Annotated in this window: 28 protein-coding genes and 6 tRNA genes; 27 read left to right on the top strand and 7 right to left on the bottom strand. The window is 60.6% G+C overall.

Annotation, left to right across the window (positions count from 1 at the left end; genetic code table 11):
* Positions 1-4 precede the first annotated feature (4 nt).
* The 9 genes from fabD (at position 5) to NX782_RS13005 (ending at position 6,828) form a co-directional block, all read left to right on the top strand.
* Positions 5-952, top strand: a complete 948-nt coding sequence (fabD, locus tag NX782_RS13045; RefSeq protein WP_258845900.1) for an ACP S-malonyltransferase — start codon at positions 5-7, stop codon at positions 950-952.
* 29 nt (positions 953-981) lie between these two features.
* A complete protein-coding gene (gene fabG, locus NX782_RS13040; RefSeq protein WP_258845899.1) occupies positions 982-1,719 on the top strand; it encodes a 3-oxoacyl-ACP reductase FabG in 738 nt (245 codons plus the stop codon).
* 127 nt (positions 1,720-1,846) lie between these two features.
* A complete protein-coding gene (acpP, locus tag NX782_RS13035) occupies positions 1,847-2,086 on the top strand; it encodes an acyl carrier protein (protein ID WP_036168404.1) in 240 nt (79 codons plus the stop codon).
* Positions 2,087-2,112: 26 nt separating this feature from the next.
* Entirely contained in the window at positions 2,113-3,357 is a 1,245-nt protein-coding gene (fabF, locus tag NX782_RS13030) for a beta-ketoacyl-ACP synthase II (protein ID WP_258845898.1), read from the top strand.
* 89 nt (positions 3,358-3,446) lie between these two features.
* Positions 3,447-3,926 carry a protein YgfX gene (locus NX782_RS13025; RefSeq protein ID WP_258845897.1) on the top strand — a complete coding sequence of 160 codons (480 nt, stop codon included), beginning with the start codon at positions 3,447-3,449 and terminating at the stop codon, positions 3,924-3,926.
* Between the two features lie 16 nt (positions 3,927-3,942).
* The gene (gene rpoE, locus NX782_RS13020) at positions 3,943-4,545 is read left to right on the top strand and encodes an RNA polymerase sigma factor RpoE (protein WP_047826430.1); all 603 of its coding nucleotides are present in this window, start codon (positions 3,943-3,945) and stop codon (positions 4,543-4,545) included.
* Positions 4,546-4,602: 57 nt separating this feature from the next.
* Positions 4,603-4,893 (top strand): sigma-E factor negative regulatory protein, encoded by a 291-nt coding sequence (locus NX782_RS13015; protein ID WP_258845896.1) that lies wholly within the window; start codon positions 4,603-4,605, stop codon positions 4,891-4,893.
* Between the two features lie 204 nt (positions 4,894-5,097).
* The gene (locus NX782_RS13010; RefSeq protein ID WP_258845895.1) at positions 5,098-6,528 is read left to right on the top strand and encodes a DegQ family serine endoprotease; all 1,431 of its coding nucleotides are present in this window, start codon (positions 5,098-5,100) and stop codon (positions 6,526-6,528) included.
* A 9-nt stretch (positions 6,529-6,537) separates the two neighbouring features.
* On the top strand, positions 6,538-6,828 hold the full coding sequence (locus tag NX782_RS13005; protein ID WP_258845894.1) for a glutaredoxin family protein: 291 nt from the start codon (positions 6,538-6,540) through the stop codon (positions 6,826-6,828).
* Positions 6,829-6,853: 25 nt separating this feature from the next.
* Here NX782_RS13005 and NX782_RS13000 read toward each other — a convergent pair whose 3' ends face one another.
* The gene (locus NX782_RS13000) at positions 6,854-7,828 is read right to left on the bottom strand and encodes a hypothetical protein (protein WP_258845893.1); all 975 of its coding nucleotides are present in this window, start codon (positions 7,826-7,828) and stop codon (positions 6,854-6,856) included.
* Positions 7,829-8,015: 187 nt separating this feature from the next.
* Between NX782_RS13000 and lepA the strand changes: the two genes are divergently transcribed.
* The 18 genes from lepA to NX782_RS12910 all read left to right on the top strand — a co-directional run bounded on the left by lepA (position 8,016) and on the right by NX782_RS12910 (position 20,111).
* Positions 8,016-9,809 carry a translation elongation factor 4 gene (gene lepA, locus NX782_RS12995; RefSeq protein ID WP_258845892.1) on the top strand — a complete coding sequence of 598 codons (1,794 nt, stop codon included), beginning with the start codon at positions 8,016-8,018 and terminating at the stop codon, positions 9,807-9,809.
* 23 nt (positions 9,810-9,832) lie between these two features.
* Positions 9,833-10,750 carry a signal peptidase I gene (gene lepB / locus NX782_RS12990; protein WP_258845891.1) on the top strand — a complete coding sequence of 306 codons (918 nt, stop codon included), beginning with the start codon at positions 9,833-9,835 and terminating at the stop codon, positions 10,748-10,750.
* A 17-nt stretch (positions 10,751-10,767) separates the two neighbouring features.
* A complete protein-coding gene (locus tag NX782_RS12985) occupies positions 10,768-11,166 on the top strand; it encodes a DUF4845 domain-containing protein (protein WP_258845890.1) in 399 nt (132 codons plus the stop codon).
* Between the two features lie 27 nt (positions 11,167-11,193).
* Positions 11,194-11,985, top strand: a complete 792-nt coding sequence (rnc, locus tag NX782_RS12980) for a ribonuclease III (protein WP_258845889.1) — start codon at positions 11,194-11,196, stop codon at positions 11,983-11,985.
* Positions 11,986-12,007: 22 nt separating this feature from the next.
* Positions 12,008-12,931, top strand: coding sequence for a GTPase Era (gene era, locus NX782_RS12975; RefSeq protein ID WP_258845888.1), 924 nt, complete (start codon positions 12,008-12,010; stop codon positions 12,929-12,931).
* A 16-nt stretch (positions 12,932-12,947) separates the two neighbouring features.
* Complete coding sequence (gene recO, locus NX782_RS12970; protein ID WP_258845887.1) at positions 12,948-13,907, top strand: DNA repair protein RecO; 960 nt, start codon at positions 12,948-12,950, stop codon at positions 13,905-13,907.
* 14 nt (positions 13,908-13,921) lie between these two features.
* On the top strand, positions 13,922-14,707 hold the full coding sequence (gene pdxJ, locus NX782_RS12965) for a pyridoxine 5'-phosphate synthase (RefSeq protein WP_258845886.1): 786 nt from the start codon (positions 13,922-13,924) through the stop codon (positions 14,705-14,707).
* Between the two features lie 12 nt (positions 14,708-14,719).
* Positions 14,720-15,118: a holo-ACP synthase gene (gene acpS / locus NX782_RS12960; protein WP_258845885.1), complete on the top strand. Its 399-nt coding sequence runs from the start codon at positions 14,720-14,722 to the stop codon at positions 15,116-15,118.
* Positions 15,119-15,389: 271 nt separating this feature from the next.
* Positions 15,390-17,279, top strand: a complete 1,890-nt coding sequence (uvrC, locus tag NX782_RS12955; RefSeq protein WP_258845992.1) for an excinuclease ABC subunit UvrC — start codon at positions 15,390-15,392, stop codon at positions 17,277-17,279.
* Positions 17,280-17,474: 195 nt separating this feature from the next.
* Positions 17,475-18,056 carry a CDP-diacylglycerol--glycerol-3-phosphate 3-phosphatidyltransferase gene (gene pgsA, locus NX782_RS12950; protein ID WP_258845884.1) on the top strand — a complete coding sequence of 194 codons (582 nt, stop codon included), beginning with the start codon at positions 17,475-17,477 and terminating at the stop codon, positions 18,054-18,056.
* Between the two features lie 85 nt (positions 18,057-18,141).
* A tRNA-Gly gene (locus NX782_RS12945) sits at positions 18,142-18,217 on the top strand.
* Positions 18,218-18,267: 50 nt separating this feature from the next.
* A tRNA-Gly gene (locus tag NX782_RS12940) sits at positions 18,268-18,343 on the top strand.
* Positions 18,344-18,403: 60 nt separating this feature from the next.
* A tRNA-Gly gene (locus NX782_RS12935) sits at positions 18,404-18,479 on the top strand.
* A gap of 29 nt (positions 18,480-18,508) precedes the next feature.
* Positions 18,509-18,584, top strand: a tRNA-Gly gene (locus NX782_RS12930).
* Positions 18,585-18,618: 34 nt separating this feature from the next.
* Positions 18,619-18,694, top strand: a tRNA-Gly gene (locus NX782_RS12925).
* Positions 18,695-18,768: 74 nt separating this feature from the next.
* Positions 18,769-18,842, top strand: a tRNA-Cys gene (locus tag NX782_RS12920).
* Positions 18,843-19,008: 166 nt separating this feature from the next.
* A complete protein-coding gene (locus tag NX782_RS12915) occupies positions 19,009-19,302 on the top strand; it encodes a hypothetical protein (protein WP_258845883.1) in 294 nt (97 codons plus the stop codon).
* A 47-nt stretch (positions 19,303-19,349) separates the two neighbouring features.
* Entirely contained in the window at positions 19,350-20,111 is a 762-nt protein-coding gene (locus NX782_RS12910; RefSeq protein ID WP_258845882.1) for a site-specific integrase, read from the top strand.
* Positions 20,112-20,121: 10 nt separating this feature from the next.
* On the opposite strand, the gene NX782_RS12905 is transcribed toward NX782_RS12910, so the two are convergent.
* The 6 genes from NX782_RS12905 to NX782_RS12885 form a co-directional block, all read right to left on the bottom strand.
* Positions 20,122-20,478, bottom strand: coding sequence for a helix-turn-helix domain-containing protein (locus tag NX782_RS12905; protein WP_258845881.1), 357 nt, complete (start codon positions 20,476-20,478; stop codon positions 20,122-20,124).
* 577 nt (positions 20,479-21,055) lie between these two features.
* Positions 21,056-21,496 (bottom strand): GIY-YIG nuclease family protein, encoded by a 441-nt coding sequence (locus NX782_RS26530; RefSeq protein ID WP_370661791.1) that lies wholly within the window; start codon positions 21,494-21,496, stop codon positions 21,056-21,058.
* A 291-nt stretch (positions 21,497-21,787) separates the two neighbouring features.
* Positions 21,788-22,432, bottom strand: coding sequence for a hypothetical protein (locus tag NX782_RS12900; RefSeq protein ID WP_258845880.1), 645 nt, complete (start codon positions 22,430-22,432; stop codon positions 21,788-21,790).
* A gap of 80 nt (positions 22,433-22,512) precedes the next feature.
* The gene (locus tag NX782_RS12895; protein WP_258845879.1) at positions 22,513-22,767 is read right to left on the bottom strand and encodes a PAAR domain-containing protein; all 255 of its coding nucleotides are present in this window, start codon (positions 22,765-22,767) and stop codon (positions 22,513-22,515) included.
* Positions 22,768-22,908: 141 nt separating this feature from the next.
* On the bottom strand, positions 22,909-23,652 hold the full coding sequence (locus tag NX782_RS12890) for a DUF7738 domain-containing protein (protein WP_258845878.1): 744 nt from the start codon (positions 23,650-23,652) through the stop codon (positions 22,909-22,911).
* Positions 23,649-25,863 (bottom strand): HET-C-related protein (locus tag NX782_RS12885; protein WP_258845877.1); only part of this gene is annotated, 2,215 nt, incomplete at its 5' end. The genes NX782_RS12885 and NX782_RS12890, both read right to left, overlap by 4 nt.

The following is a 25,863-nucleotide window of genomic DNA, read 5'->3' as shown; positions in this document are numbered from 1 at the left end:
AGAAATGAAGAACTTCGCATTCCTGTTTACGGGCCAGGGCGCCCAGGCCGTCGGCATGCTGAACGGCTTCGCCGGCAACCCGGTCGTCGAGCAGACCGTGGCCGAAGCATCGGACGCGCTGGGCCAGGACCTCGGCAAGCTGATCGCCGAAGGCCCGAAGGAAGACCTCGACCTGACCACCAACACCCAGCCGGTCATGCTGACCGCGGCGGTGGCCGTGTACCGCGCCTGGATCGCCGCCGGCGGCCCGAAGCCCAACGTCGTGGCCGGCCACAGCCTGGGCGAATACTCGGCCCTGGTGGCCGCGGGCGTGATCGACTTCAAGGACGCGGTGCCACTGGTGCGCTTCCGCGCCCAATCGATGCAGGACGCGGTGCCGGTGGGGCAGGGCGGGATGGCCGTCATCCTCGGCCTGCAGGCCGATGCCGTGCGCGAAGTCTGCGCCGAGGCGGCGCAGGGTGAAATCGTCGAAGCCGTGAACTTCAACGAGCCGACCCAGATCGTGATCGCCGGCCATACCGCCGCGGTCGAGCGCGCCTGCGAAGTCGCCAAGGCCAAGGGCGCCAAGCGCGCCATGAAGCTGGCGGTGTCGGCGCCTTTCCACTCCTCGCTGCTGAAGCCCGCTTCGGACCGCCTGCGCGAGTACATGGCCGGCCTGAACTTCCATGCGCCGCAGATCGACTTGATCAATAACGTCGACGTCGCTATCCTGCACGATCCGGCAGCGATCAAGGACGCCCTGGTGCGCCAGGCGGCCGGCGCGGTGCGCTGGGTCGAGACCATGCAGAAGATGGCAGCGGACGGTGTCACCCAGGTGATCGAGTGCGCGCCGAGCAAGACCCTGATCGGCATGGCCAAGCGCATCGACCCGGTGCTGGTTGGCGAAGCCCTGGTCGACCAGGCATCGCTGGAACGCGTGCTGGCCTCGATTCAAGGCAATAACGCCGTCTGACATAAGAACAAATAGAGCAAGGATTTAGCATGAACCTGCAAAACCAAGTCGCCCTCGTTACCGGCGCATCGCGCGGCATTGGCAAGGCCATCGCACTCGAACTGGCACGCCAGGGCGCGAAAGTGGTCGGCACCGCCACCACCGACGCCGGCGCCGAAGCCATCACCGCCTACCTGGCCGAATTCGGCGGCAAGGGCATGGTCCTGAACGTCACCGACGCCGCCCAGTGCGCGGCCGTGATCGACGATGTCAGCAAGAACGTCGGCAGCATCGGCATCCTGGTCAACAATGCCGGCATCACCCAGGACAACCTGGCGATGCGCATGAAGGACGAGGAGTGGGACAGCGTGATCGCCACCAATCTGAGCGCCGTCGGCCGCCTGTCGCGCGCCGTGCTGCGCGGGATGATGAAGGCGAAGCAGGGGCGTATCATCAACATCACCTCGGTGGTGGCCTCGAGCGGCAACCCGGGCCAGATGAATTACGCGGCGGCCAAGGCCGGCGTGGAAGGCATGAGCCGCGCGCTGGCGCGCGAGATCGGCAGCCGCAACATCACCGTGAATGCGGTGGCGCCGGGCTTCATCGATACCGATATGACCAAGGCCCTGGGCGAAGGCCAGCACGAAGCGCTGCTGACCCAGATTCCGCTGGGCCGCCTGGGCAAGCCGGAAGATATTGCGCACGCAGTGGCCTTCCTGGCCGGTCCGCAAGCCGCTTATATCACGGGCACGACGCTGCACGTGAACGGCGGCATGTACATGAATTAAACCAGATCTCAGCTTTTAGCAGTAGTTTCAATAGAAATAGCGTCAAACGCTGAAAATAGTTTTTCAACGCGCAAACCCTGATAAAATGCGCGCACTTTCCGCAACACATACCTAATGGAGCTATAACATGTCGGATATCGAACAACGCGTTAAAAAAATCGTCGCTGAGCAACTGGGTGTTGCGGAAGCAGACATCAAAATCGATTCCTCGTTCGTTGACGATCTCGGCGCTGATTCCCTGGACACCGTTGAACTGGTGATGGCACTGGAAGACGAATTCGAAATGGAAATCCCGGACGAGCAGGCCGAGAAGATCACCACCGTCCGTCAAGCCATCGAGTACGCACAAGCGCACGTCAAGGCCTAAGCCATACAGTAATTCAGGAGAAACGCTTGAGTTCACGCAACCGTCGTGTCGTCGTAACTGGCCTGGGTTGCATTTCCCCGATCGGTAACAGCATTGCCGAAGCGTGGGAAAGCGCCCTGGCGGGCAAATCGGGCATCGCCAATATCACCCGTTTCGACGCAACGCCATTTTCGACCCGTTTCGCGGGCGAAGTGAAGAACTTCAACGTCGAGGACTACCTGCCCGGCAAGGAAGGTCGCCATATGGATACCTTCATCCATTTCGGCATGGCCGCAGGTATCCAGGCGTTGCAGGATTCGGCGCTCGAAGTCACCGAGCAGAATGCCGATCGTATCGGCGTGATGGTGGGTTCGGGCATCGGCGGTCTGCCGATGATCGAAGCGACCAAGGAAGAGTACGACAGCCGCGGCCCGCGCCGCATCTCGCCGTTCTTCGTGCCGGCCTCGATCATCAACATGATCTCGGGCGACCTGTCGATCAAGTTAGGCCTGCGCGGCCCGAACCTGGCCATCGTCACCGCCTGCACCACCGGCCTGCACTGCATCGGCGCGGCAGCGCGCCTGATCGAGTACGGCGATGCCGACGTGATGATCGCCGGCGGCGCCGAGTCGACCATCTCGCCGCTGGGCCTGGGCGGTTTCGCCTCGGCACGTGCGCTGTCCTCGCGCAACGACGATCCGGCCACCGCTTCGCGTCCCTGGGACCGCGACCGCGACGGCTTCGTGCTGGGCGAGGGCGCCGGCGTGATGGTGCTCGAAGAGTACGAACACGCCAAGGCGCGCGGTGCCAAGATCTATGCGGAAGTCGTCGGCTTCGGCATGAGCGCGGATGCCAACCACATCACCGCGCCGCTCGAAGACGGCAGCGGCGCCTCGCGCTGCATGGTGTCGGCAATGAACTACGCCGGCATCAACCCGGACCAGGTGCAGTACGTGAATGCGCACGGCACCTCGACCCCGGTCGGCGACGTCGCTGAAGTGAAGGGCATCAAGCGCACCTTCGGCGATCACGCAAGCAAGCTGGTGGTCAACTCGACCAAGTCGATGACCGGCCACCTGCTGGGCGGCGCCGGCGGCCTCGAGTCGGTGTTCACGGTGCTGGCAGTCCACAACCAGGTGTCGCCGCCGACGATCAACATCTTCAACCAGGATCCGGAATGCGACCTGGACTTCTGCGCGAATACCGCGCGTGAAATGAAGATCGATTATGCGGTGAAGAACTCCTTCGGTTTCGGTGGAACCAACGGTACGCTGGTGTTCGCCAAGGTCTGAGCAGCTCGTAAGGTCTGAACCAAAAACGCCCGTCCCTGTCTAAGGGACGGGCGTTTTGTTTTTAATTCTTTCAAAAGTGTCGATCGCCTATGTCGATAGCGGTTTCCGCCATCGTCGGGCCGTCGCGCATCCATCGTTGCCTGCTCGCCGGCGCCGGCCTGTCCCTGTTTGCCGCCGCGCTCGCGGTGGGCTTTCTTGCGTCCGCACACTTTCACTCGAGCACGTTTCAAGCCCTGCTCCTGGCCGGCGCCGGTGCCGTGCTGATGCATGCCGGGTCGCGCAGGCCAAAGACGCACCGGATTGATATTTCTGGAACCGGCGAGGTGGTCCTGACGGTACAACAAGGGCTGCGCGGGCCAGCCGCGACGGCCGTGACCCTGTTGCCGGGTTCCGTCGTCTGGCCGCCGCTGATGCTGCTGCGGCTGCAGCCGGACGACGCCGGCGCCCGCGTGCAGGTGCTGCCGGTGTGGCGCGACAGCGTCGGGCCGGGGGTCTGGCGGGCGCTGACGGTCGCGCTGTTGGCGACCGGGCGGCGCAGCAAACATTCGATGCAGCGGGCCAATTCTTAAGCAACAAGGACGTTCAGTGACAACCGAACGCGAGTGTGATCAACTGCTGGTAGAACGCGTCCAGGCTGGCGATCGCCGGGCGTTCGACCTGCTGGTGTCGAAATACCAGCGCCGGCTGATGCGGCTGGTGTCGCGCCTCGTGCACGACCCGGCCGAGGCGGAAGACGTGGTGCAGGAAACCTTTATCAAGGCCTTCCGCGCACTACGCCACTTCCGCGGCGATTCCGCGTTCTATACCTGGCTGTACAGGATAGGCATCAACACGGCAAAGAACTTCCTGGTCACCCAGGGCCGGCGTGCGCCGACCTCGACCGAAGCCGATGCCGAGCGCGCGGAAGGATTTGACGACGCGGACAGCTTGCGAGACATTAATACGCCTGAGTCCGTTTTGGCGAGCAAGCAGATCGCGTTCACGGTGAACGCCGCAATGGAAGCGCTGCCGCTGGAATTGCGGACCGCGATTGTGCTGCGTGAAATAGAAGGCTTGAGTTACGAGGAAATCTCCGAGGTGATGGCGTGTCCAATCGGTACGGTGCGCAGCAGGATATTCCGCGCGCGCGAAGTGATTGCCGAGAAATTGAGGCCCTTGCTCGATATTCCGGCTGACAAGCGTCGGTAGCCAGCGCACAGGAAATATAAGGAATCTTGCCACCGAACCGATGTAATGGAACCCAAGATGGACACGAACAAAAAGAACCGCGAATACATCTCCCTGCTGCTCGATGGCGAGATCCCCGATACCGACCAGGAACTGGCCATGGCCGCGCTCGGCGAGCCGGACGGCCGGCAAGCCTGGGACATCTTCAACCATATCGGCGACGTTCTGCGCGCCGAGGCCACCGCCGACCTGTCGCCGGGCTTCAGCGAGCGGCTCGCCGCGCGCCTGGCCGATGAGCCCACGCCCACCAAACGGGTGGCAGGCAGCGCCGAGCCGGCCGCAAGCAGCGCCGTCGCCGCGCCGCGCTGAGCGGACCCGGCCTGGCCTGGCTGCGTCAACGGTCCACGCCGTCGCGCGCCGGGCAGCCGATCCCAATCGGCCCGTACAGTGGCGACAAGGTTGGTATTTTGGCTTACCATTACATCAATTTAAGCCTCAACACCCATCGATCCCATGACCAGCAAAAACGGAAGCACGCTCCTGTCGGCCCTCATGTTTGCGGGCGCGAGTCTGATGATGTCCCCCATGGCCCACGCGGCCGTCCCGGCCGCTGCCGGCGCCGGCGCCGCACCGGTCGTCACGGCGCCCGTCACCGGGCTGCCCGATTTCAGCGACCTGGTCGACAAGGTCGGCCCGGCGGTGGTGAATATCCGCACCACCGAGCGCGTGAAACTCGGCCAGGGGCAGGGCGGGCCGGACGAAGAGATGCAGGAATTCCTGCGCCGCTTCTTCGGCGGTCAGATGCCGCCGCGCGGCGGTCGCGGTGGTCGCGGTGGGGCGCAACCCCAGGAAGAGCAGGTGCAGCGCGGCGTCGGCTCCGGTTTCATCGTCTCCGATGACGGTTATGTGATGACCAATGCGCACGTGGTCGAAGGCGCGGACGAGGTCACGGTCACCCTGACCGACCGCCGCGAATTCAAGGCCAAGGTGCTGGGCGCCGATGCCCGCAGCGACGTCGCCGTGCTGAAGGTCGATGCGCGCAACCTGCCGTCGCTGCGCATCGGCGATTCGAACAAGATCCGCGTCGGCGAATGGGTGATCGCGATCGGCTCGCCGTTCAACCTGGAAAACACGGTCACCGCCGGCATCATCTCGGCCAAGGCGCGCGACACCGGCGAATACCTGCCGCTGATCCAGAGCGACGTCGCCGTGAATCCCGGTAACTCGGGCGGCCCGCTGATCAACATGCGCGGCGAAGTCATCGGCATCAATTCGCAGATCGCGACCCTGTCCGGCGCCTACAACGGCATCTCCTTTGCCGTGCCGATCGACGAGGTGATGCGCGTTGCCGACCAGATCAAGAAGACCGGCAAGGTCACGCGCGGACGCCTGGGCGTGCAGATCAGCGAGGTCACGCGCGACGTCGCCGAATCGCTGGGCCTGGGCCGTGCGCGCGGCGCGGAAGTGGCGATGGTCGAACCGGGCGGTCCGGCGGAAAAGGCCGGGATCAAGACCGGCGACATCATCCTGAAATTCAACGGCAAGGACATCGAGAAGAGTTCGGACCTGCCGCGCCTGGTCGGCGGCACGGCGGTCGGCAGCCGCGCCACCGTCAGCGTCTGGCGCCGTGGCCAGCAGCTGGACCTGCCGGTGACCATCGTCGAGCTGCAGGACGAGGCGGCGGCCGCCAACAAGGCGCAGCCGAAGAAGAAGGCGCCGGAGCAGTCGACCAATGCGCTGGGCCTGCAGGTGTCCGACATCCCGGCCGCCGACAAGCGCGAGCTGAAGGTCGATGCCGGCGTGCAGGTCGATTTCGCCGATGGCCGCGCCGCCAGCGCCGGCATCCAGGCGGGCGACCTGATCCTGCAGATCGACAACACCGTGGTCAACAGCGCGGCCCAGTTCAACAGCCTGGTGACCAAGCACGATCCGAAAAAGCCGGTGGCCCTGTTGGTGCGGCGCGAGAACGTCACGCGCTATGTCGTCATCAAGCCGCGTCAATAAGCGCAGCAAATGAGCCGGCCGCTTCGCTTCACTCCGCAGTTCACGCTCTATTCGCGCAGCTGGTGCCACCTGTGCGAAGACATGCTGGCAGCCCTGCGCCATTTCATGGCGCGCGAAGGGCTGCCCTTCAGCGTGGATGTGGTCGACATCGATGCGAGCCCGGACCCGAGCCTGGTGGCGCGCTTCGACGAGCTGGTGCCGGTGCTGTTCGGCGAGGATCTGAACGCGCCCGAACTGTGCCACTATTTCTTCGACGAGGCCGCGCTGCGGCGCCACCTCGGCCTCGAACAGCCGGCCTGAGCCCTGAGCGCGCTCCGAAGCGAACTCAGGCCGCCAGCGCCTCCGGCACGCTGCCGGCTTCGGATGTCAACTCCGCTTCCACATCCAGCAGCAGTTCCATGAAACGCCGCTTCGCCAGGCTGCGCGGGCTGCGCCAGAAATGTTCCAGCTGCGCCACCGCCTGGCCGCCGGCCAGCACTTCGAGCACCTGCGGTTTGCCCAGCAGCTCGCCATGCACATAGCTGGCGAAGCATTCCGCGAAGTCGTCGTAGGGATTGGTGGCGCCGTACAGGCTGGAAAAATCGCTTTGTTCGAGGCCGGCGCAGGCGGTGACCAATGCATCGCCGTCCAGCTTGTGCTTGCCGTAAAAATCCACCATGCCGCGCAGTTCGAAATCGGACCCGGATAAAGGCAGGAAGCGTCCATCCGCATCCACGCCCCAGCTCAGGTCCAGCCAGGCGAAAGCCTGGTCCGGCACCGGCGCCCACCAGGCCGGCAGGAAGGAATAGCCAGCGCTCAAGACATGCCCGAACTCGTGCAGCAGCAGGTACTGCATGGCACCGCTGCGCGTGTCCTGCGCGGGCGTGGCGATCGTCGCCGACAGCGTAAAGTCGCCGTCCGGCAGGAAGGGCAGGTTTTCCTTCCAGCTGGCCCAGGAATTCGCCCCATGCGGCCCCAGCATGCCGATGTCGAGCAGCACCACGCAGCCCAGGATCCGCCCTTCGGCATCGGCGACGATGTCGGTGATGCCCGAGGAGCCCAGGCCATGGCCCAGGCAGACGCCAAGCAGCAGCGGGTCGACCAGGCCGCGCACCACGGCTGGCATGCCGGCGATGGCATCGCCCAGCTCGCGGCGCAGGGCAGGGGTCGGCGCCACCGGCACCGGCAGCGCGTCCAGATTCGATGCGAGGTTCACCTGCCGCACCAGGTCGCAGACCTCGGGCGGCAGCGCCAGGATGCGTTCGTGGAGCGGCAGGCGCTGGCGTGCTTTCCAGGCTTGCGGGTCAGGGGCGATAATCATGGTCGGCGCTTTGCATGTGATGAACTTATAGGTCTTGCATGCTTATCGGCCATGTCGATAAATACTTGATGGTAGGCAATCCGGGCTTTCTGACCTGAAATCCGGTAAAATGCAGGGTTTGGATTTTCCCGGCACCCCAGCGCACTCGCGATACCGCCTGCCGCTCTTTTGGTTTTGAATTTTGTTAATGAAAAACATACGTAACTTTTCCATCATCGCCCACATCGACCACGGTAAATCGACGCTGGCGGACCGCATCATTCAGCTGTGCGGTGGCCTGTCGGACCGCGAAATGGACGCGCAGGTGCTCGACTCGATGGACCTGGAGCGCGAGCGCGGCATCACCATCAAGGCCCAGACTGCCGCGCTGCAGTACAAGGCGCGCGACGGCCAGACCTATAACCTGAACCTGATCGACACCCCAGGCCACGTCGACTTCTCCTACGAAGTCTCGCGTTCGCTGTCGGCCTGCGAAGGCGCGCTGCTGGTGGTCGATGCGAGCCAGGGTGTGGAGGCACAGACGGTCGCCAACTGCTATACCGCGCTCGACCTGGGCGTGGAAGTGGTGCCGATCCTGAACAAGATCGACCTGCCGCACGCCGATCCGGACAACGCCAAGAAAGAGATCGAGGACGTGATCGGCATCGACGCCAGCGACGCCACGGTCTGCTCGGCCAAGACCGGCCTGGGCGTGGAAGACGTGCTGGAGACCCTGATCGCCAAGGTGCCGCCGCCCGAGGGCGACCCGGATGCGCCGCTGCAGGCCCTGATCGTCGACTCCTGGTACGACCCGTATGTGGGCGTGGTCATGCTGGTGCGCGTGGTCAACGGCACCCTGCGCCCGAAAGAAAAGATCCTGCTGATGGCGACCGAGTCGGTGAACCTGGTCGAGAACATCGGCATCTTCACGCCGCGCTCGGTCTCGCTGCCGGAGCTGAAGGCCGGCCAGGTGGGCTTCATCATCGCCGGCATCAAGGAACTGACCGCCGCCAAGGTGGGCGACACCGTGACCCACGCGGCCAAGCCGGCGCCGGCGCCGCTGCCGGGCTTCAAGGAAGTCCAGCCGCAGGTGTTCGCCGGCCTGTTCCCGGTCGAGGCCAACCAGTACGACGCGCTGCGCGACTCGCTGGAAAAGCTGAAGCTGAACGACGCCGCCCTGATGTACGAGCCGGAAGTTTCGCAGGCGCTGGGCTTCGGCTTCCGCTGCGGCTTCCTGGGCCTGCTGCACATGGAGATCGTGCAGGAGCGCCTGGAGCGCGAATTCGACATGGACCTGATCACCACCGCGCCGACCGTGGTCTACGAGGTCGAGATGCGCGACGGCAGCATCGTCCGCGTCGACAACCCGTCCAAGATGCCGGAACCGTCGAAGATCAACGAAGTGCGCGAGCCGATCGTCGACGTCAACCTGTACATGCCGCAAGAGTACGTGGGCGCGGTGATGACCCTGTGTAACGGCAAGCGCGGCATCCAGATGGACATGGCCTACCACGGCCGCCAGGTCAAGCTGCACTACGAGATCCCGATGGCCGAGATCGTGCTGGACTTCTTCGACCGCCTGAAGTCGACCTCGCGCGGCTACGCGTCGATGGACTACGAGTTCAAGGAAAACCGCGCCGCCGACGTGGTGAAGGTCGACATGCTGATCAACAGCGAGAAGGTCGATGCGCTGGCGATCATCGTGCACCGTGCCAACGCCCCTTACCGCGGACGCCAGGTGGCGGCCAAGATGCGCGAACTGATTCCGCGCCAGATGTTCGACGTGGCGATCCAGGCCGCGATCGGCGCGACCATCATCTCGCGCGAAAACGTCAAGGCGCTGCGCAAGAACGTCCTGGCCAAGTGCTACGGCGGCGACGTTTCGCGTAAGAAGAAGCTGCTGGAAAAGCAGAAGGCCGGCAAGAAGCGCATGAAGCAGGTCGGCTCGGTGGAGATCCCGCAGGAAGCCTTCCTGGCCATCCTGCAGGTGGAAGAGAAATAAGAATACGGGAAGAATAACAAGCGATGAATCTGCAACCGATCCTCGGCAATTTTGCGCTAATCCTCTTCGTGGCGATGGTGGTCACGGGCATCATCTGGTTCCTGGACCTGTTCGTGCTCTCCAAGCAGCGCCGCGCCCGTGCCGACGCCGCCCTGGCCGAGTACGACGCCCACCGCTCGAAGCTGACCGCGGACGGCATCAAGGTCGACAACGGCAACCGCGCCGCACTGGAAGCCTCGATCCTGCGCCAGCCGACCTGGGTCGAGTACTCGGGCAGCTTCTTCCCGGTCATCGCGCTGGTATTCTTCCTGCGTTCCTTCCTGTTCGAGCCGTTCAAGATCCCATCCTCGTCGATGGTGCCGACCCTGCTGGTGGGCGACCTGATCCTGGTGAACAAGTTCGACTACGGCATCCGCCTGCCGGTGATCAACAAGAAAATCATCGACGTCGCCAACCCGCAGCGCGGCGACGTCATGGTCTTCAAGTACCCGAAGGACATGAGCCAGGACTACATCAAGCGCGTCATCGGCGTGCCCGGTGATAAAATCACCTACGAGAACAAGCGCCTGACCGTGAACGGTGTGCCGGTCCAGTACGAACCGATGGACGACTACCTCGACGACGAGCGCCCGGTGTACCACAAGCAGTTCGTGGAGAAGCTGTCGAACGCGCCGCACCGTATCCTGAACATGGACGGGCAGCGCACGATCAACCTCGCTGCGGTCGATCCGGACTTCCCGCATCACGAGAATTGCACCTATTCCTACGATAAATTTACCTGTATCGTACCGGAGGGCAATTATTTCATGATGGGCGATAACCGCGACAACAGCGCAGACAGCCGCTACTGGGGCTTCGTGCCCGACCAGAACATCGTCGGCAAGGCTGTGTTTGTCTGGATGAACTTCAGCAACCTGAAGCGCATCGGCGGTATCCACTGATTCTTTCGGGGGCGCAGATGCGACAAGTAAAGATGCACAGGGAGGCCGGTTTTTCCTTGTCCGGCCTGATCGTGGTGTTGATCGTGCTGGGTTTCATCGCTGTGATGGCGATGAAGATCTTCCCGGCCTGGGCCGAGTACCGCTCGATCAAGAACGGCATCGCGGCGGCCAAGGCGGCCGGCCCCGGTACCCGCGAGATCCAGCAGGCTTTCGTCCGCAACGCCGAGGTCAACAACATCACGGCGATCGCGCCGACGGACCTCGTGATCACCCGCGACAACGGCCAGGCTGAAGTCAGCTTCGCCTACGAAAAGCGCATTCCGGTGGCAGGCAACGTCAGCCTGCTGATCGACTTTGCCGGTACCACCGACCCGAGCGGCGCGGTGGCTGCAAAGGATGGTACGGCAGCCAAATAAGCTGCCGCGTAACACAATGAAACGACAATGAATCTTCAGTTATTGCAAACGCGCCTCGGTCATACGTTCCGGGACCCCAGCCTGCTACAACAGGCGCTGACCCACCGTAGCCACAGCAGTCTGCATAACGAACGCCTGGAGTTCCTTGGAGATTCGATCCTCAACTGCGTGGTCGCCTCGGTGCTGTACGAGCGCTTCAAGGACCTGGCCGAAGGCGACCTGTCGCGCCTGCGCGCCAACCTCGTCAAGCAGCAGACCCTGTACGAAATCGCCCAGAAGCTCGAGCTGTCGCAGTTCCTGCGCCTGGGCGAGGGCGAGCTGAAGTCGGGCGGTTTCCGCCGCCCGTCGATCCTGGCCGACACGCTGGAAGCCCTGCTGGGCGCGATCTTCCTGGACAGCGGCTTCGACAGCGCGCGCGACGTGATCCGCGCCTTCTACATCCCGCTATTGGATTCGGTCGACCCGCGCACCCTCGGCAAGGATGCCAAGACCCTGCTGCAGGAATTCCTGCAGGCCAAGAAGATCTCGCTGCCGACCTACAACGTGGTGGCGACCCATGGCGCCGCGCACAGCCAGGAATTCGAGATCGAGTGCCTGGTGCCCAAGCTCGGCATCCAGGTGTTTGGCCGCGGCGGCAGCCGCCGTGCCGGCGAGCAGGCGGCCGCGCGCCTGGCCCTCGACGTCGCCGAACAGGCGGTGCAGAAGAACCCCGGCGGCGCCCGCAAGAGCCGCCCGCGCTCGGCCCAGCTGAAGCTGGCCGGTATCGCGACCGACCAAAGCGCCGACCAGGCCGGCAACCAGGGCGAGCGCCCGCATTAATGAATCTACAGGAAACACCCGCATGAACATCGAGACCGACAACCAACAGGACGAGGGCGTCCCCGCAGATTTCCGTTGCGGCTACATCGCCATCGTCGGCCGCCCCAACGTGGGCAAGTCGACGCTGATGAACGTGCTGATCGGCGCCAAGGTGTCGATCACCTCGCGCAAGGCCCAGACCACGCGCCACCGCATCACCGGCATCCAGACCCGCGACGACGCCCAGTTCATCTACGTCGACACGCCCGGTTTCCAGACCCGCCACGCGAACGCGCTGAACAAGACCCTGAACAAGACCGTCTCGAACACGCTCACGGCGTCGGACGTGATCCTGTTCCTGGTCGAGGCGGGCACCTTCGGCCCGGCCGACCAGCAAGTGCTGGACCTGCTGCCGAAGAACCAGCCGGTGATCCTGGTGATCAACAAATCCGACCGCATGAAGGACAAGGCCGAGCTGATGCCCTTCGCCGCCAAACTGGCCGCGATGCGTGACTTCACGGCCATCGTGCCGGTGTCGGCCAAGCTGCGCTTCCAGGTCGATGCGCTGGAAAAGGAAATCCAGCGCCATCTGCCGGAAAACCCGCCGATCTTCGGCCCGGACGACATCACCGACCGCAGCGAGAAATTCCTGGCCGCGGAGATCGTGCGCGAAAAGGTGTTCCGTCTGGTCGGCGACGAATTGCCGTACACCAGCACCGTGCTGATCGAGAAGTTCGAGCAGGAGGGCAACCTGCGCCGCGTGTTCGCCGCCATCCTGGTCGAGCGCGATACGCACAAGGCCATGCTCATCGGTAACAAGGGCGCGCGCCTGAAAGAGATCTCGACCCAATCGCGTCTGGACATGGAAAAGCTGTTCGGCGGCCCTGTGTACCTGGAAATCTGGGTCAAGGTGAAATCCGGCTGGGCCGACAACGAAGCCGGCCTGCGCGCCTACGGCTACGAGTAAGCCAGTCTCCCGCCACATGGCCGGCCAGGACGAGCAAAGCAAGGAGCGCCCGGACGAGGCACAGGAAGCAGCCGCGCCTTATGTCGTACGGTCCGCCGCTGCGGCGCCACTGCCGCCTGCGCCGCTGCCGAATCCGGTGCCCGAGCCGGCATCCGTGCCCGCACCGGCGCCCGCACCCGCACCGGCGCATGCGCCGGTGCCTGCGCGCCCGCCCGCGCCCGTCCAGCCAGCCAAGCCCGAAGCACGCCGCCGCACCCCGGCGCGCGACACCCGGGTGCTGGGCCAGCCCGGCTTCGTGCTGCACAGCTATCCCTACAAGGAAACCAGCCTCATCGTCGACATGTTCACGCGCGACCATGGGCGCATCGGCGTGGTGGCGAAGGGCGCCAAGCGGCCGCTGTCGAAACTGCGCGGGGTGCTGCAGACGTTCCAGCCGCTGTCGATCTCCTTTTCCGGCAAGTCCGAGCTGCGCACCCTGATCGACGCCGATTGGGTCGGCGGCATGCTGCCGATCGAAAAGACCGCGCTGCTGTGCGGGTTCTACCTGAACGAACTGCTGGTCAAGCTGCTGGCGCGCGACGACCCGCACCCGAAGCTGTTCGACCACTACGTGGCGACGCTCAACGAATTGGCGCACAATGAACCTGCGCAGATCGTCTTGCGAAAGTTCGAACTGGCCCTACTTAAAGAGACCGGGGTTGCCGCCAATCTCGTGCGCGACACCGGTACCCGCGCGCGGGTCGAGCCGGACGGCATGTATGTCGTCGATCCGGAGCGCGGTGCGCGCAGGGCGCAGGCGGCGGATACCTGGCCTGTGGTGTCCGGCAAGACCCTGATCGACATGGAAAACGAACACTATGGCGACCCGCAGACCCAGGCGCAAAGCAAGCAGCTGATGCGCTTCCTGCTGGCCTACCACCTGGGCGGCGCGCCGCTGAATACGCGCCAGATTTTGCTTGACTTAATGCAGCTGTAAACAAAAAGAACACTATGAGCTTCCTGCACCCAACCGGCCCGGTCATCGACCTGGGCGTCAACATCGACCACGTCGCCACCGTCCGCAATGCGCGCGGTACCGTGTATCCGGACCCGCTGCGCGCCGCGCTGCTGGCCGAGCAGGCCGGCGCCGACCTGATCACGCTGCACCTGCGCGAAGACCGCCGCCACATCAAGGATGCCGACGTGCTGGCCCTGCGTCCGCAGCTGCTGACGCGCATGAACCTCGAGGCCGCCGTCACCCGGGAGATGATCGACTTCGCCTGCCAGGTGCGGCCGCAGGACGTCTGCCTCGTGCCGGAGCGCCGCGAAGAGGTCACCACCGAGGGCGGCCTGGACGTGATCCGCTACTACAAGGAGGTCGAGGCCGCGGTCAGGCAGCTGGCGGGCGAGGGCATCCGCGTCTCGCTGTTCATCGACGCCGACGAGCAGCAGATCGCCGCCGCCGCCGCGGTCGGCGCGCCGGTGATCGAACTGCACACCGGCCGCTATGCCGAAGCCGAGGACGAGGAAGAAATCGCGCGCGAACTGGCCCGCATCAAGCTGGGCGTGCGCGCCGGCGTCAAGCACGGCCTGCGCGTGAATGCCGGCCACGGCCTGCACTACACCAACGTGCAGCCGATCGCCGCCATCCCCGAAATCCACGAGCTGAACATCGGCCACGCGATCGTCGCGCACGCGCTGTTCGTCGGCTGGGAGCATGCGGTGCGCGAGATGAAGGCGATCATGGTCGATGCCCGCCTCGGCGTTGCGCTCGGCAATCCGTCGGCGGAGACCTGAGAAGGGGCGCGCATGATCTACGGGATCGGCACCGACATCGTCCAGATCTCGCGCGTCGAGGCTGCCCTCGCGCGCAACGGCGAACGCTTCGCCGAGAAGATCCTCGGACCGCAGGAAATGCAGAAATACCTTGCCCGCCGCGCCAAGAACGAGGTGCGCGGGCTGCGCTTCCTGGCCACGCGTTTTTCGGCCAAGGAGGCGTTCTCGAAGGCGATCGGGCTGGGCATGCGCATGCCCATGACCTGGCGCTCGGCTGAAATAGTCAATGCCCCCGGCGGCAAACCCATCATCGTCTGCAGCGGCGCGCTCGAAGAATTCATGCGCGAACACCGTCTCACGGCGCAGGTGACGATCAGCGATGAAGCCGACTACGGCGTCGCCTTCGTGGTCGTGACCCAGGCGCCGGCATAACACCCCTCCAACGAGTAGGACCCAAGTGACCAAGGAAGTTCGATCAAATGAGCAGCTGCCGGACGTCCCGGCAGTGCCTGAAGTCCCCGCTGCGCCGGCCGCGCCGGAAGTCCACGAGGCCCCGGCCGCGTATGTGGCCGCCGGTGGCGCCGCGATGCCGGTCCTGCCGCACGAGGAGCCGAGCAAGCGCGCCCGCGCCGCCAAGAACCGGGCCAAGGCCGAAGGCCAGCCCGAGGGCTCGCCGCGCGCCCGTCCGGACGCCTGGCAAGCCATGAAGGAAGAGCTCAACGCGACGATTACCAAGGATGCTCTCGGCAGCAAGCCGGGCGTCGAAGTGCGCGAGCAGGTGCTGGCGACGGTCGCCAAGCTGCCCGGCCTGCCGGGCGTCTACCGCTACTTCGACGCCGAGGACAAGGTCCTGTACGTCGGCAAGGCGCGCAACCTGAAGAACCGCGTGTCGAGCTACTTCCAGAAAAATCTGTCGAGCCCGCGCATCGCGATGATGGTCTCGCAGATCGCACGCCTGGAGACCACCGTCACGCACAGCGAGGCCGAGGCCCTGATCCTGGAAAACAACCTGATCAAGACCCTCAAGCCGCGCTACAACATCCTGTTCAGGGACGACAAGTCCTATCCCTACCTGAAGATCACCGGTGGCGACGCCCCGCGCATGGCCTATTACCGCGGCGCGCTGGACAAGAAGAACCAGTACTTCGGGCCTTTCCCGAGCGCCTGGGCGGTCAAGGAATCGATGCAGCTGCTGCAGAAGGTATTCAAGCTGCGCACCTGCGAAGACAGCGTGTTCCACAATCGCACGCGGCCCTGCCTGCTGCACCAGATCGGCCGCTGCAGCGGCCCATGCGTGGACCTGATCGCGCCCGAGGACTACAAGCGCGACGTCGACAACGCCGCAAAGTTTTTACGCGGCCGCCAGACCGAGGTGCTGGAAGACCTGGAAAAAAAGATGCTGGCCTACGCCGAGAACCTGAAGTTCGAGCAGGCGGCAGCGGTGCGCAACCAGATCCAGGCGCTGTCCAAGGTGCTGCACGCGCAGAGCATGGAGACGGTCGGCGATGCCGACGTCGACATCATCGCGGTGGTGGTGCAGGGCGGCCGCGCCTGCGTCAACCTGGCGATGGTGCGCGGTGGCCGCCACCTGGGCGACCGCGCCTATTTCCCGACCCAGGTCGGCGAAGCACTGGAGGAGAGCCCGATCGAAGTCGAGGTGCTGGCCGCCTTCCTGGCCCAGCACTACGGCGACAAGTTCATCCCCGGCACCTTCATCCTGAACACCTTCTTCGACATGCCGGAGCTGATCAACGCGCTGACCGAGCAGTGCGGGCACCGCATCAACCTGGTGTTCCAGCCGCAGGGCCAGCGCCGCCAGTGGCTGGAGCTGGCGCAGAAGGGCGCCGAGATCTCGCTGGCACGCCTGCTGTCCGAGCAGGGCTCGCAGCAGGCGCGCACGCGTGCGCTGGCCGACGTGCTGGGCCTGGACACCGAAGACCTCGACGCGCTGCGCATCGAGTGCTTCGACATCAGCCACACGGCCGGCGAGGCGACCCAGGCATCCTGCGTGGTGTTCCACCACCACCAGATGCAGAACGGCGAATACCGCCGCTACAACATCAACGACATCACGCCCGGCGACGACTACGCCGCGATGCGCCAGGTGCTGATGCGGCGCTACGAGAAGGTCGCCGGCGGCGAAGGCGTGATGCCGGACATCGCCCTGATCGACGGCGGCAAGGGCCAGGTCGAGATGGCGCGCCAGGTGTTCTCCGAGCTGGGGCTGGACGTCAGCAATATCGTCGGCGTGGCGAAAGGGGAGGGGCGCCGGGTCGGTCTCGAAACCCTGATCTTCGCCGACGGCCGCGACCCGCAGGAGCTGGGCAAGGAATCGGCGGCGCTGATGCTGGTGGCGATGATCCGCGACGAAGCGCACCGCTTCGCCATCACCGGCATGCGCGCCAAGCGCGCCAAGGCCCGCCAGGCCTCGCGCCTGGAAGAGATCGAGGGCATCGGCGCCAAGCGCCGCCAGAAGCTGCTGGCACGCTTCGGCGGCCTGCGCGGGGTAATCGACGCCAGCGTCGAGGACCTGATGTCGGTGGAAGGCATTTCGAGCACGCTGGCCGAAGAGATTTATCGGCAGTTGCACTGAGCGTCACCGTCGTCGTCTCCGCGCACCCCCGTCGTTTCCGCGCTTCCCCCGTCGTTCCCGCGCTTCCCCCGTCGTTCCCGCGCAGGCGGGAACCCAAGTCCGCCTGGCGGGAGCGGCGTTCGTCTGGATGAGCTCAACTGGTTTAAAAGGCAAGAGCCATGTAGACTAGCGGCGCTATGTTCACTGATCCGCTTTATGCCTTTTAACATCCCGATTCTCCTGACCTGGTTACGCGTCGCTCTCATTCCGCTCGTCGTCGGCGTCTATTACCTGCCTACCCACTGGCTGCCGGTCGCGGACCGCAATCTGGCGGCGACCCTGGTCTTCATCGTCGCCGCCGTCACCGACTGGTTCGACGGCTACCTGGCGCGGCGCTGGAACCAGACCTCGGCCTTCGGTGCCTTTCTGGACCCCGTCGCCGACAAGCTGATGGTGGCCGGCGCGCTGCTGGTGCTGGTGCAGCTGGACCGCGTCAACGCCGTGCTCGCCTTCATCATCGTCGGCCGCGAGATCACTATCTCGGCGCTGCGCGAATGGATGGCCGAGATCGGTGCGCGCAAGTCGGTGGCGGTCAACTCGCTCGGCAAGATCAAGACCGCGGTGCAGATGGTCGCGATTCCGATGCTGCTGTTCCACGATTCGGTGTTCACCGTGCTCGACATGCACATCGCAGGGGAGATCCTGCTGTGGATCGCCGGCGTGCTGACGGTCTGGTCGATGTTCTACTATCTGCGCCGCGCCTGGCCGCTGATCAAGGAAAAATCCGGTTCCGTTTAGAATTTCTATTGAGCCATCCTTGACACATAGCTCAGCATCTCTATAATGCCTGCCTGTTGCGAGACATTGCAGCAAACGAAACGAAGCGGGAGTAGCTCAGTTGGTAGAGCGCAACCTTGCCAAGGTTGAGGTCGAGAGTTCGAGACTCTTCTCCCGCTCCAAAGTTTGCTGAAGTTGATGGCAATAAGTTATAATCGCAGCTTCCAGCGACGCGGGAGTAGCTCAGTTGGTAGAGCGCAACCTTGCCAAGGTTGAGGTCGAGAGTTCGAGACTCTTCTCCCGCTCCAACAATGTTGGGGCAGCAGTTAGCAGTAAGTAGTAAAGCGGCAGTAAGTGTAAGACTCCATGCGGGAGTAGCTCAGTTGGTAGAGCGCAACCTTGCCAAGGTTGAGGTCGAGAGTTCGAGACTCTTCTCCCGCTCCAGTGTTTTACAAATCGGTATGAACTCCTAAGCGGGAGTAGCTCAGTTGGTAGAGCGCAACCTTGCCAAGGTTGAGGTCGAGAGTTCGAGACTCTTCTCCCGCTCCAGTGATTCATCTCCGAATATGGCAGTACACTCCATGCGGGAGTAGCTCAGTTGGTAGAGCGCAACCTTGCCAAGGTTGAGGTCGAGAGTTCGAGACTCTTCTCCCGCTCCAGAATTCAGGGAAGTCTCCTTCCCGTGCTGATGTGGTCGATAACCCGCCAGGTCAGTGTCAAGCAAGTCTCCTCGGGCGAGGTAGCAAAGCGGTTATGCAGCGGCCTGCAAAGCCGTCTAGACGGGTTCGACTCCCGTCCTCGCCTCCAAATTCCCCAGTAAGACAGCGTTTCAGTGCCGGTTCAGCCTGGTTTCAAACCGCACGAAATTTGCGGTGCACCGCCGCTGTAGACGGCTAAATCGCCGTCTACATCTTGGTGTAGCTCGACTAGGATCAATCAGTTTGGCCTTGCCGTAGCATACGATGCGCAGATCATGGCCAACATCACAAAGCGCCCGTACGGCTTCCAGCTACGCATCGTCCACAAGCTTTTGCCTAAACCATTGTGGGCAACCTTCGACACGCGCGAGGCGGCCGAGCAGTACGGTCGGCAACTCGAAGGGCTTCTCGCTCAGGGGATCGTACCTGCGGCTCTGCTCGAACGGGAAACGCCCAAGCAGGAGATCTGGACAGTACAGCGATGCATCGTCGAGTATCTCAGGCATAACTCTGTCCCGCTGTCGGACCAGAAACTGCTCGGCACAATCATGCGAGCATTGCAAAGCTGAGCACTGCCTCGCTCAACTACGCATGGGCTGAAGCCTGGGTTCGCGACATGAAGCGTATCGATCACCTGGCCCCGGGCACGATCCGCAAGCGGCAGGGCGCGCTTGCCCGGTGTTTTGACTGGATGACCAGGAAGCATGCTGAGATCATGGCGCAGAACCCCCTACGCCTGTTGAAGCGAGGGTTCGCCAGCTATACCGAGGCTGACTCCGAAGCGCTGGCGGCCCATGGCAAGAAGGTGCGGGTCGACGAGGAGCGGGACCGGCGGCTTGCCGACGACGAAGAGGCAAAGATCGTGGCTTACCTTCAGGACCGCGCCGATGAGCGCCTATTGTTCGAACTCGCGCTCCACACCGCCATGCGTATGCGTGAGTGTTATACGCTGCATTCCGCCCAGGTGAATCTCGTGAAGCGCACGATCTTTCTTGAGCGGACGAAGAACGGCTCATCGCGGCAAGTGCCACTGCCAACCCCGATGGTGGCGCTTCTCTCCGAGTACGTCAGCAAGCACCGGGAAACCATCGCCAATAGAGGAGACCGGCTTCTTCCGTTCTGGGACGGTAACCTGGACGTACAAGCGCTCGATGTCGCAACCCGGAACCTCTCGATACGGTTTGCGAGGATCTTCAGACTCGCTGGCGTACCGGGTCTTCATTTCCACGATTTGCGTCATGAGGCTACCTGCCGCTTGTATGAACGGACGACGCTATCGGACGTCTTGATCGCGAAAATCACAGGGCACAAGGATATTCGAATGCTTCGGCGATATGCGAGCTTGCGGGGTAGCGACCTGGCAGCGCACCTGTGGTGAAACGGTGCGCTTAAGGCTCCAGCGGCGGCAGTACAGGAAGCTGTCGCCGTCGCCTCTTGCGTTTCGTCGCTGCGGCGTCTGCTCCGGCTACTGGTAACTGGACAAACGCGGGCGTGCGTCCCAGGTTAAGCCTGCTTTCATCCGCGCTCGCCTCGTCGGATTGAGGACGCTTCGCACGACGTTCCGTGCTTTGGCTGGCGGCCAGCGTCTCCACAAAGTGAATGAGGGAGACGTATGTAACGATGAATTGCTTCCCGACGCGAGCTGCCTTGAGGTCGCCGCTGCGGATGTACTGAAGAAGCGTCTCCGCAGTGGCATGGACGACCTTGGCTGCGGCGTCAAGATTCAGGATTTCGTTGTCGTGCATTTACCTTTCCTTTCGGAGAAAGCGCGAGCCGCCACGTGCGATTGGGATTGTTCCGTTGGCAGGCTCTGCTGTGCACAATTTTCCAGCTTGCTGCGTCAATTTGCACGCTCGAAAGACGGGGGCTTTTATGCCGCTTTCGAGCTTAGCCCACTAGTACTGGGCAGTTTGCTGCAAAGTTTGCGGCCGTAGCGCGTCGCAAATTGACTGCAGTGCAGGACGGACCGTAAAACTAACTGAGTGGGTAACTACAAAGGAAGTCCATAATATGCAACTAATCGACACTAGTCATTTTGTCTGAGCAATAGCCACCAAACGGTTGCCTACCGGGTTAGTTGTTGAACGCGTAGAGCGTTCGCGACCGAAACGACTTGGTGTCGTTGTCAGGCCAGGTCGAGCGCATTCGATCATTACGTGGAGACCGCCCGGCGTAGGCTCGACCACACTGGCGTGTCTGATCACCGCCGGCGTCAACAATGAATTTGTCGCGCTATCAGCCTTTATAGCGAGCAGTGCAAACCCGCGGATAGCGCTCGAGCAAGCTGTGCAGCAGGGTGCGCGCGGCAGGAGCTCCTGCCATCTATGCACGCCGGCCCTTTCGCCCGAGAGGTGATCGAGCTGTGCTGGTGCGTGCCAAATCGCTATATCGGCGTCCCCGCAACTGGCGGCGCTCCGTGCCACTGCGGCGCTCGGTGCCACTGCGTCGCTCGCGTACGGACTGTCGGGCTTTCTGCCGGCTTCTTAGCGGATTGAACAATGCTGGGTGGAAGAGCTGGCGCCATGCCGTCTCCCCCTGGAGTAGGAATGCCTCGGTGACCGTGTTATGGAAAGTTTCCAGGCGGTAGAAAAAGGACGCGGCCTCGCCGTGCGCATTCCAGGCCCGCTGCAGTGCTGCGCAATGGTGGGGCCCGTTGCGCAACATGCGCCGATGCGCGCTCCAGCGCCGTTCGATCTGCCGTGCCATCCCAATATAAGAAGTTCCCGTGTCTCGATGCGTGATCGCATAGATGGCGCTTGTCATCGTGGCTAACCGCTTCATCCAGTCTGATCATGCTGGGACTGCGGCGCACCGCCGATGTTCGACCGAGTCGCTCGTGGGCCACTGCTGGGCGCCGCTGCGGCCCGCGATTGGAATTAATTGATAAGATCTATATAGCAACTAGTGACGGGACCATGCAGCTTACCTGACCATGCTTATGCGACGGCAAGAACGACTTGGCCAGGACCGATTGTTACTCGGCCGGAAAGACAGACCGGCTGTCCAACTTGGAATCGTGATCCTTGAAGGAAACTGGTCGCCGTTCAAGACAATTTAATCCTCGGGTTGAATCAAATATTCTTTCTGGCAAAAAGATTGCGGCTGTATGAATTCAGGAAAAAGAATAATATATTTTCCATCCAGCCATATCCGGTATGAGGTATGCTTTAGAAAAAAATCGCAGCGCTTGTCAAAGACTTTCAAAATCTCCTTGCTATCGTCGATCATGGTCTCGACCGTTTTCTCGTCGAGCCGAATCAATTGCTTGTTGGGTGGAGCGTCGATAACGAGTTTGACGGCTGGGAAGTTGTTCTTGAATAAAGCTTTGGCTGGAACAAGATCACCAGCTGGAAGTGAAAAGACGCGCGCTTCTTTTTCTATATCTGGAGATCCTGCGCACACAGATGATTTGGCAAAAACTACGCTTAGATACTTTTCAGAGAAAAGAACCTTTTCGAGTGTTAATTTGTACCCCCATGGGTGACCTTGAGCGGCGGCGCTGCAGTCCTTAGCTTCTTTGGCGAATGAAGCAGACGCAGCTATCAAGGCCGTGTTAATCTTCTTGATAGCGCTGTGGTCCAAACCGGCTGCCGTGTCAAACGACACATTTTGAACCAAGACATCTTTCATCGGCTTACTGTTGCGCACCTTGTAGCTGGTCAGTGTCGCCGCTTGCGATTGCGGGGCCCACAATAACATTGCTAGACAGGCTGCTGAAACTAACGATCTCATAAAAGCGGCTTTTGCTGGCTGAGGTGACCCTACTCTTAGCGGTCAATTTACAATGATGTTATCAACTTAGCGCCGCATTCGGTCACATCTCCGTCATAGGCATAAGGCTTGCCTTCATGTCGCGCACCTGCGCCATCAGGTTTGATTGCAAAGTTACCTTTACACTTTGGGCAGTGCGTCATGTCAGCTTGAAGTGCGGCGACCGCACCCATCACGGTTGTGCCCGAGGATGCGCTGATGACCTGGCCGCCGTGATCGGTTTTGTCGTTGAGGCGAATGACGCCACGTCCTTGATGCTTCATTTGTCGTTCGTATTCGTTTATCGCTAGAGATCGCAATTCGAACGGGATTGGCTTGCGATTGCAATTCTAGCTTTACTTGATTATATGAATAAGGCATTTCGATCATGCCAGTGCCTTGATCCTGAAAGTCGGCCGTGAGAACTAATAAGATGTGGTATAAATCTCTATCTCTTCAATTGTTGCCGATTCGCTTCCGCCATTTAGATGTAAGGCGATATTGCTCTTGGGGCCGAATATTCCTTTAGGGAACTCGCAGTTCCTTAGCCCGCAACTCAAATTTCGACGAACGTCGATGTTCGATTGAAGCTCCCAGAACTTCGTTTCTTTATCAATTCCGAATCCATCTATTTCTAGATAGCCGGTGAAGGGGTGGCGAGCTAACCAGTCAGCCTTTGATGTGTTGTCAGGCGTTCCATCAGAATATGATGTTTTTGTTTCATTGAGCGAATCCTCTGGGATGTTTATCTTAATGGTAACGGAGCTGACTCCAAAGTTACCCTTCTCATTTGTAGAAACTTCTAATCCTAGATCTTCCCATACGCACCATTCGATTTCTTTCTTGTCGCAACGTGGATTTCTCTTAAGTATATTTTTCCACGAGGTCAATGGGCGACCAAGTTCTAGAAGTTTTCCGTCAAAAAAAATACTTGACCCTTTTATAATGATTTCTGGCTTTGCATATCTTTTCACATGCCGAGCGGGCGGAGTGTCTTTTATAGCGCCTGTCGCTAGCGCAGCTTGATGTCGGACTTCGTTCCACCGATCTAACATCGTAGGTTCTCTTTTTTTCGTGGAAGGTGATTTATCGGAAATTTCTACACCTTCGGAAATGGTGGCGAGCAACAACAACGAAAGTATTGATCCACTAAGGAAGATTTTTATCATTTTTTAATTTGATTCTTTTCGTTGAAAAGCGTGGTGAAATTTTTATTGATGTAATTCCAAGCTTCTTGGTTTGTTTTTTTGGCTCTTTCTATTGAGTCGAGTACCTCTTCTTTATGTGCTTTCTCCATCGCCTCCCACTCTGTTGCAGACTCCCCACGTTTGACCTCTTGCGGATGTTTTCTTGCCCAATCTGCTACTAATTTGTCTTGCCAACTCGTATCGAATGGATGAGTAAGAAAACCTCGAGCAATCAGTGCAGGATCGGCTGTTGTTTCTCCTTTCCACCAATGGGATGCAACGGCTGATCCGACTTCTTTCACAGCAATTTTTGCTAATTCCGCAGCTAGGGTATGGAATGGATGATTGTCGTGATCTTTTGCCAGTTGAGAATGTGTTGGGTTTGTCGATCCGTTTGTATTGGGGTCGCCTACACGGACAATTTGTTGATCGTCAACGCTGTTTCCAATAAGGTGAAGCAAGGTGCTGCAGACGAAGTTATGGATATTGGAGATCAATCCAACAGTGTAATACGGGATTGCTCCTACGTATTTATATCCAGGTATTTTTGCAAGATTATCTCTTATTTTTAGATAATCTTCATAAGCCTGCAACATACGCGGGTCACTATGTGCGCGCAGTAATATAAGTAGGATACGATCTGATTTCGTGCGCTCGCCAGATTCGATCGGTTTGAATTTCCATTCCACCTTGAATAATATATCTGCGATAGTTCCTGCCGTGCTAGCAATAACGTCATCAGAGTCAAACATCCCCGTAATGACGGGAAGGCTGTGCTTTCCAGGTGCGGATGATGTCCATGGGAGAACATGAACGTGTCCCACTTTCCTTAAGCTTAGTTCGACGAAATTACTATGCGCGAAATAATCTTCAAGTACATGAAGTGCTGCGCCAAAGTGCCGATATCCTTCTGGCCCTGGGCCAGCGGCTAGCGCCTTGTTTATCTCACTAGACATGTATGTGGCTGAAAAATCGATATATCTCTTCATCGACTTTTGTGGATCGATAGAAGTATATTCAACGGAGGCTTTTGGTTGGAAATCCTTGTCGATAGTATGCGGATCCGGCCCGTTGGGAGAGTTATTGGTTGGATTGTCAATATGCTCTACAGGTCGGTACACTCCCAATATGGAAGGGGTTACTTTGAATATGGGCTTGTCCTCTGGACTCGCGACAAACTCGGATTCGGCAAAAATGTCTACTAGCTCTGTTAGCTCTTGGCGAGAAAACGCTCTGGGAAAGTTTCTAGGCGCTTCAGGCTTTCGTACGATAGAAGGATCGAGTAACTGTGAGTAATCGCGCAACCAGTTCCCGAAATAAATCTGGTCAAGTACCTTTCTTACTCTAAAATGTTCTGAGACGTCACGTAAAGCACGTTCGATCGATTGATGGCCGAACGATGAGCTGGGTCGATCTTCATTATGTTCGCCCATGCCTGCGCCAAAAAATTCAATGTTGCCATCCTTTCCTTCGTTACGCTGTGCATCATCATTTTGCGATTTTTGTATGGCTTGCTGTACCGCGTGGTAATCGACTTTAAGTTCGCCGTTAAAGGCGGGGGAGCGATAACTTGCATATGGCGTTGCACTGCTGTTGCAAAAATCAAGGAAAGCAATGTTGTAGGCAAATTTCGCACCCTCATCGCCTTCTGCATCTGGCGCAAGTGTAGAAGTGCCATCCGGGTTTTTCTCGGCCAAATCGCTGCGTAGCACTAAATCAATATAGTGGCCAAATTCATGCATCAACGCGGTCAGCAGTTCCCATGAGTCGTCGTTGCCCGCTGCAGCGCGATCAGCAGCCGCCTGGTGTACCAAAATTTCACGTGTTTCGTTGTCAAATGAAGCAGGGTAATGGCAACTTTTCATTACCTTTATGACCGGTTGTTTGAGTGAACCATTCTTCAGTCCTTGGTACAGCTTGATATAGGTTTCTGCAGGGATGTCGTAGCCAAATATAGGCGCCAAAAGCATAACGAATTCGGCGTGTGTAAAGTTTTTTGCTACCTGCTCGAGCTGATTAAATGCGAACGAACTTTCAAGGTGGCGATCGGTTTCTGCATCTGCATTGGCGGTGGGAGCGACCATGAAAGCTTGTCTTTTCTGGTCAGGCGCGCCAGCGACACTTTTCGAAGGCAAGGTCTCAAGATTGCCGTGAAAAAGAACAGGCGATGAAGTGAAGAACTGCGTTTGATCG

This window comes from Massilia norwichensis, from assembly GCF_024753245.1.
GTDB classification, from domain to species: Bacteria; Pseudomonadota; Gammaproteobacteria; order Burkholderiales; family Burkholderiaceae_D; genus Telluria; species Telluria norwichensis.
The sequence above is the reverse complement of the archived record's forward strand: the minus strand, read 5'-3'. Positions and strand labels throughout refer to the sequence as shown.

Coding starts and splice junctions, on each gene's coding strand:
- fabD (WP_258845900.1), top strand. CDS start 5: ATGAAGAACTTCGCATTCCTGTTTACGGGCCAGGGCGCCCAGGCCGTC.
- fabG (WP_258845899.1), top strand. CDS start 982: ATGAACCTGCAAAACCAAGTCGCCCTCGTTACCGGCGCATCGCGCGGC.
- acpP (WP_036168404.1), top strand. CDS start 1,847: ATGTCGGATATCGAACAACGCGTTAAAAAAATCGTCGCTGAGCAACTG.
- NX782_RS13025 (WP_258845897.1), top strand. CDS start 3,447: ATGTCGATAGCGGTTTCCGCCATCGTCGGGCCGTCGCGCATCCATCGT.
- NX782_RS13015 (WP_258845896.1), top strand. CDS start 4,603: ATGGACACGAACAAAAAGAACCGCGAATACATCTCCCTGCTGCTCGAT.
- NX782_RS13010 (WP_258845895.1), top strand. CDS start 5,098: ATGATGTCCCCCATGGCCCACGCGGCCGTCCCGGCCGCTGCCGGCGCC.
- NX782_RS13005 (WP_258845894.1), top strand. CDS start 6,538: ATGAGCCGGCCGCTTCGCTTCACTCCGCAGTTCACGCTCTATTCGCGC.
- NX782_RS13000 (WP_258845893.1), bottom strand. CDS start 7,828: ATGATTATCGCCCCTGACCCGCAAGCCTGGAAAGCACGCCAGCGCCTG.
- lepA (WP_258845892.1), top strand. CDS start 8,016: ATGAAAAACATACGTAACTTTTCCATCATCGCCCACATCGACCACGGT.
- lepB (WP_258845891.1), top strand. CDS start 9,833: ATGAATCTGCAACCGATCCTCGGCAATTTTGCGCTAATCCTCTTCGTG.
- NX782_RS12985 (WP_258845890.1), top strand. CDS start 10,768: ATGCGACAAGTAAAGATGCACAGGGAGGCCGGTTTTTCCTTGTCCGGC.
- rnc (WP_258845889.1), top strand. CDS start 11,194: ATGAATCTTCAGTTATTGCAAACGCGCCTCGGTCATACGTTCCGGGAC.
- era (WP_258845888.1), top strand. CDS start 12,008: ATGAACATCGAGACCGACAACCAACAGGACGAGGGCGTCCCCGCAGAT.
- recO (WP_258845887.1), top strand. CDS start 12,948: ATGGCCGGCCAGGACGAGCAAAGCAAGGAGCGCCCGGACGAGGCACAG.
- pdxJ (WP_258845886.1), top strand. CDS start 13,922: ATGAGCTTCCTGCACCCAACCGGCCCGGTCATCGACCTGGGCGTCAAC.
- acpS (WP_258845885.1), top strand. CDS start 14,720: ATGATCTACGGGATCGGCACCGACATCGTCCAGATCTCGCGCGTCGAG.
- uvrC (WP_258845992.1), top strand. CDS start 15,390: ATGAAGGAAGAGCTCAACGCGACGATTACCAAGGATGCTCTCGGCAGC.
- pgsA (WP_258845884.1), top strand. CDS start 17,475: ATGCCTTTTAACATCCCGATTCTCCTGACCTGGTTACGCGTCGCTCTC.
- NX782_RS12915 (WP_258845883.1), top strand. CDS start 19,009: ATGGCCAACATCACAAAGCGCCCGTACGGCTTCCAGCTACGCATCGTC.
- NX782_RS12910 (WP_258845882.1), top strand. CDS start 19,350: ATGAAGCGTATCGATCACCTGGCCCCGGGCACGATCCGCAAGCGGCAG.
- NX782_RS12905 (WP_258845881.1), bottom strand. CDS start 20,478: ATGCACGACAACGAAATCCTGAATCTTGACGCCGCAGCCAAGGTCGTC.
- NX782_RS26530 (WP_370661791.1), bottom strand. CDS start 21,496: ATGACAAGCGCCATCTATGCGATCACGCATCGAGACACGGGAACTTCT.
- NX782_RS12900 (WP_258845880.1), bottom strand. CDS start 22,432: ATGTTATTGTGGGCCCCGCAATCGCAAGCGGCGACACTGACCAGCTAC.
- NX782_RS12895 (WP_258845879.1), bottom strand. CDS start 22,767: ATGAAGCATCAAGGACGTGGCGTCATTCGCCTCAACGACAAAACCGAT.
- NX782_RS12890 (WP_258845878.1), bottom strand. CDS start 23,652: ATGATAAAAATCTTCCTTAGTGGATCAATACTTTCGTTGTTGTTGCTC.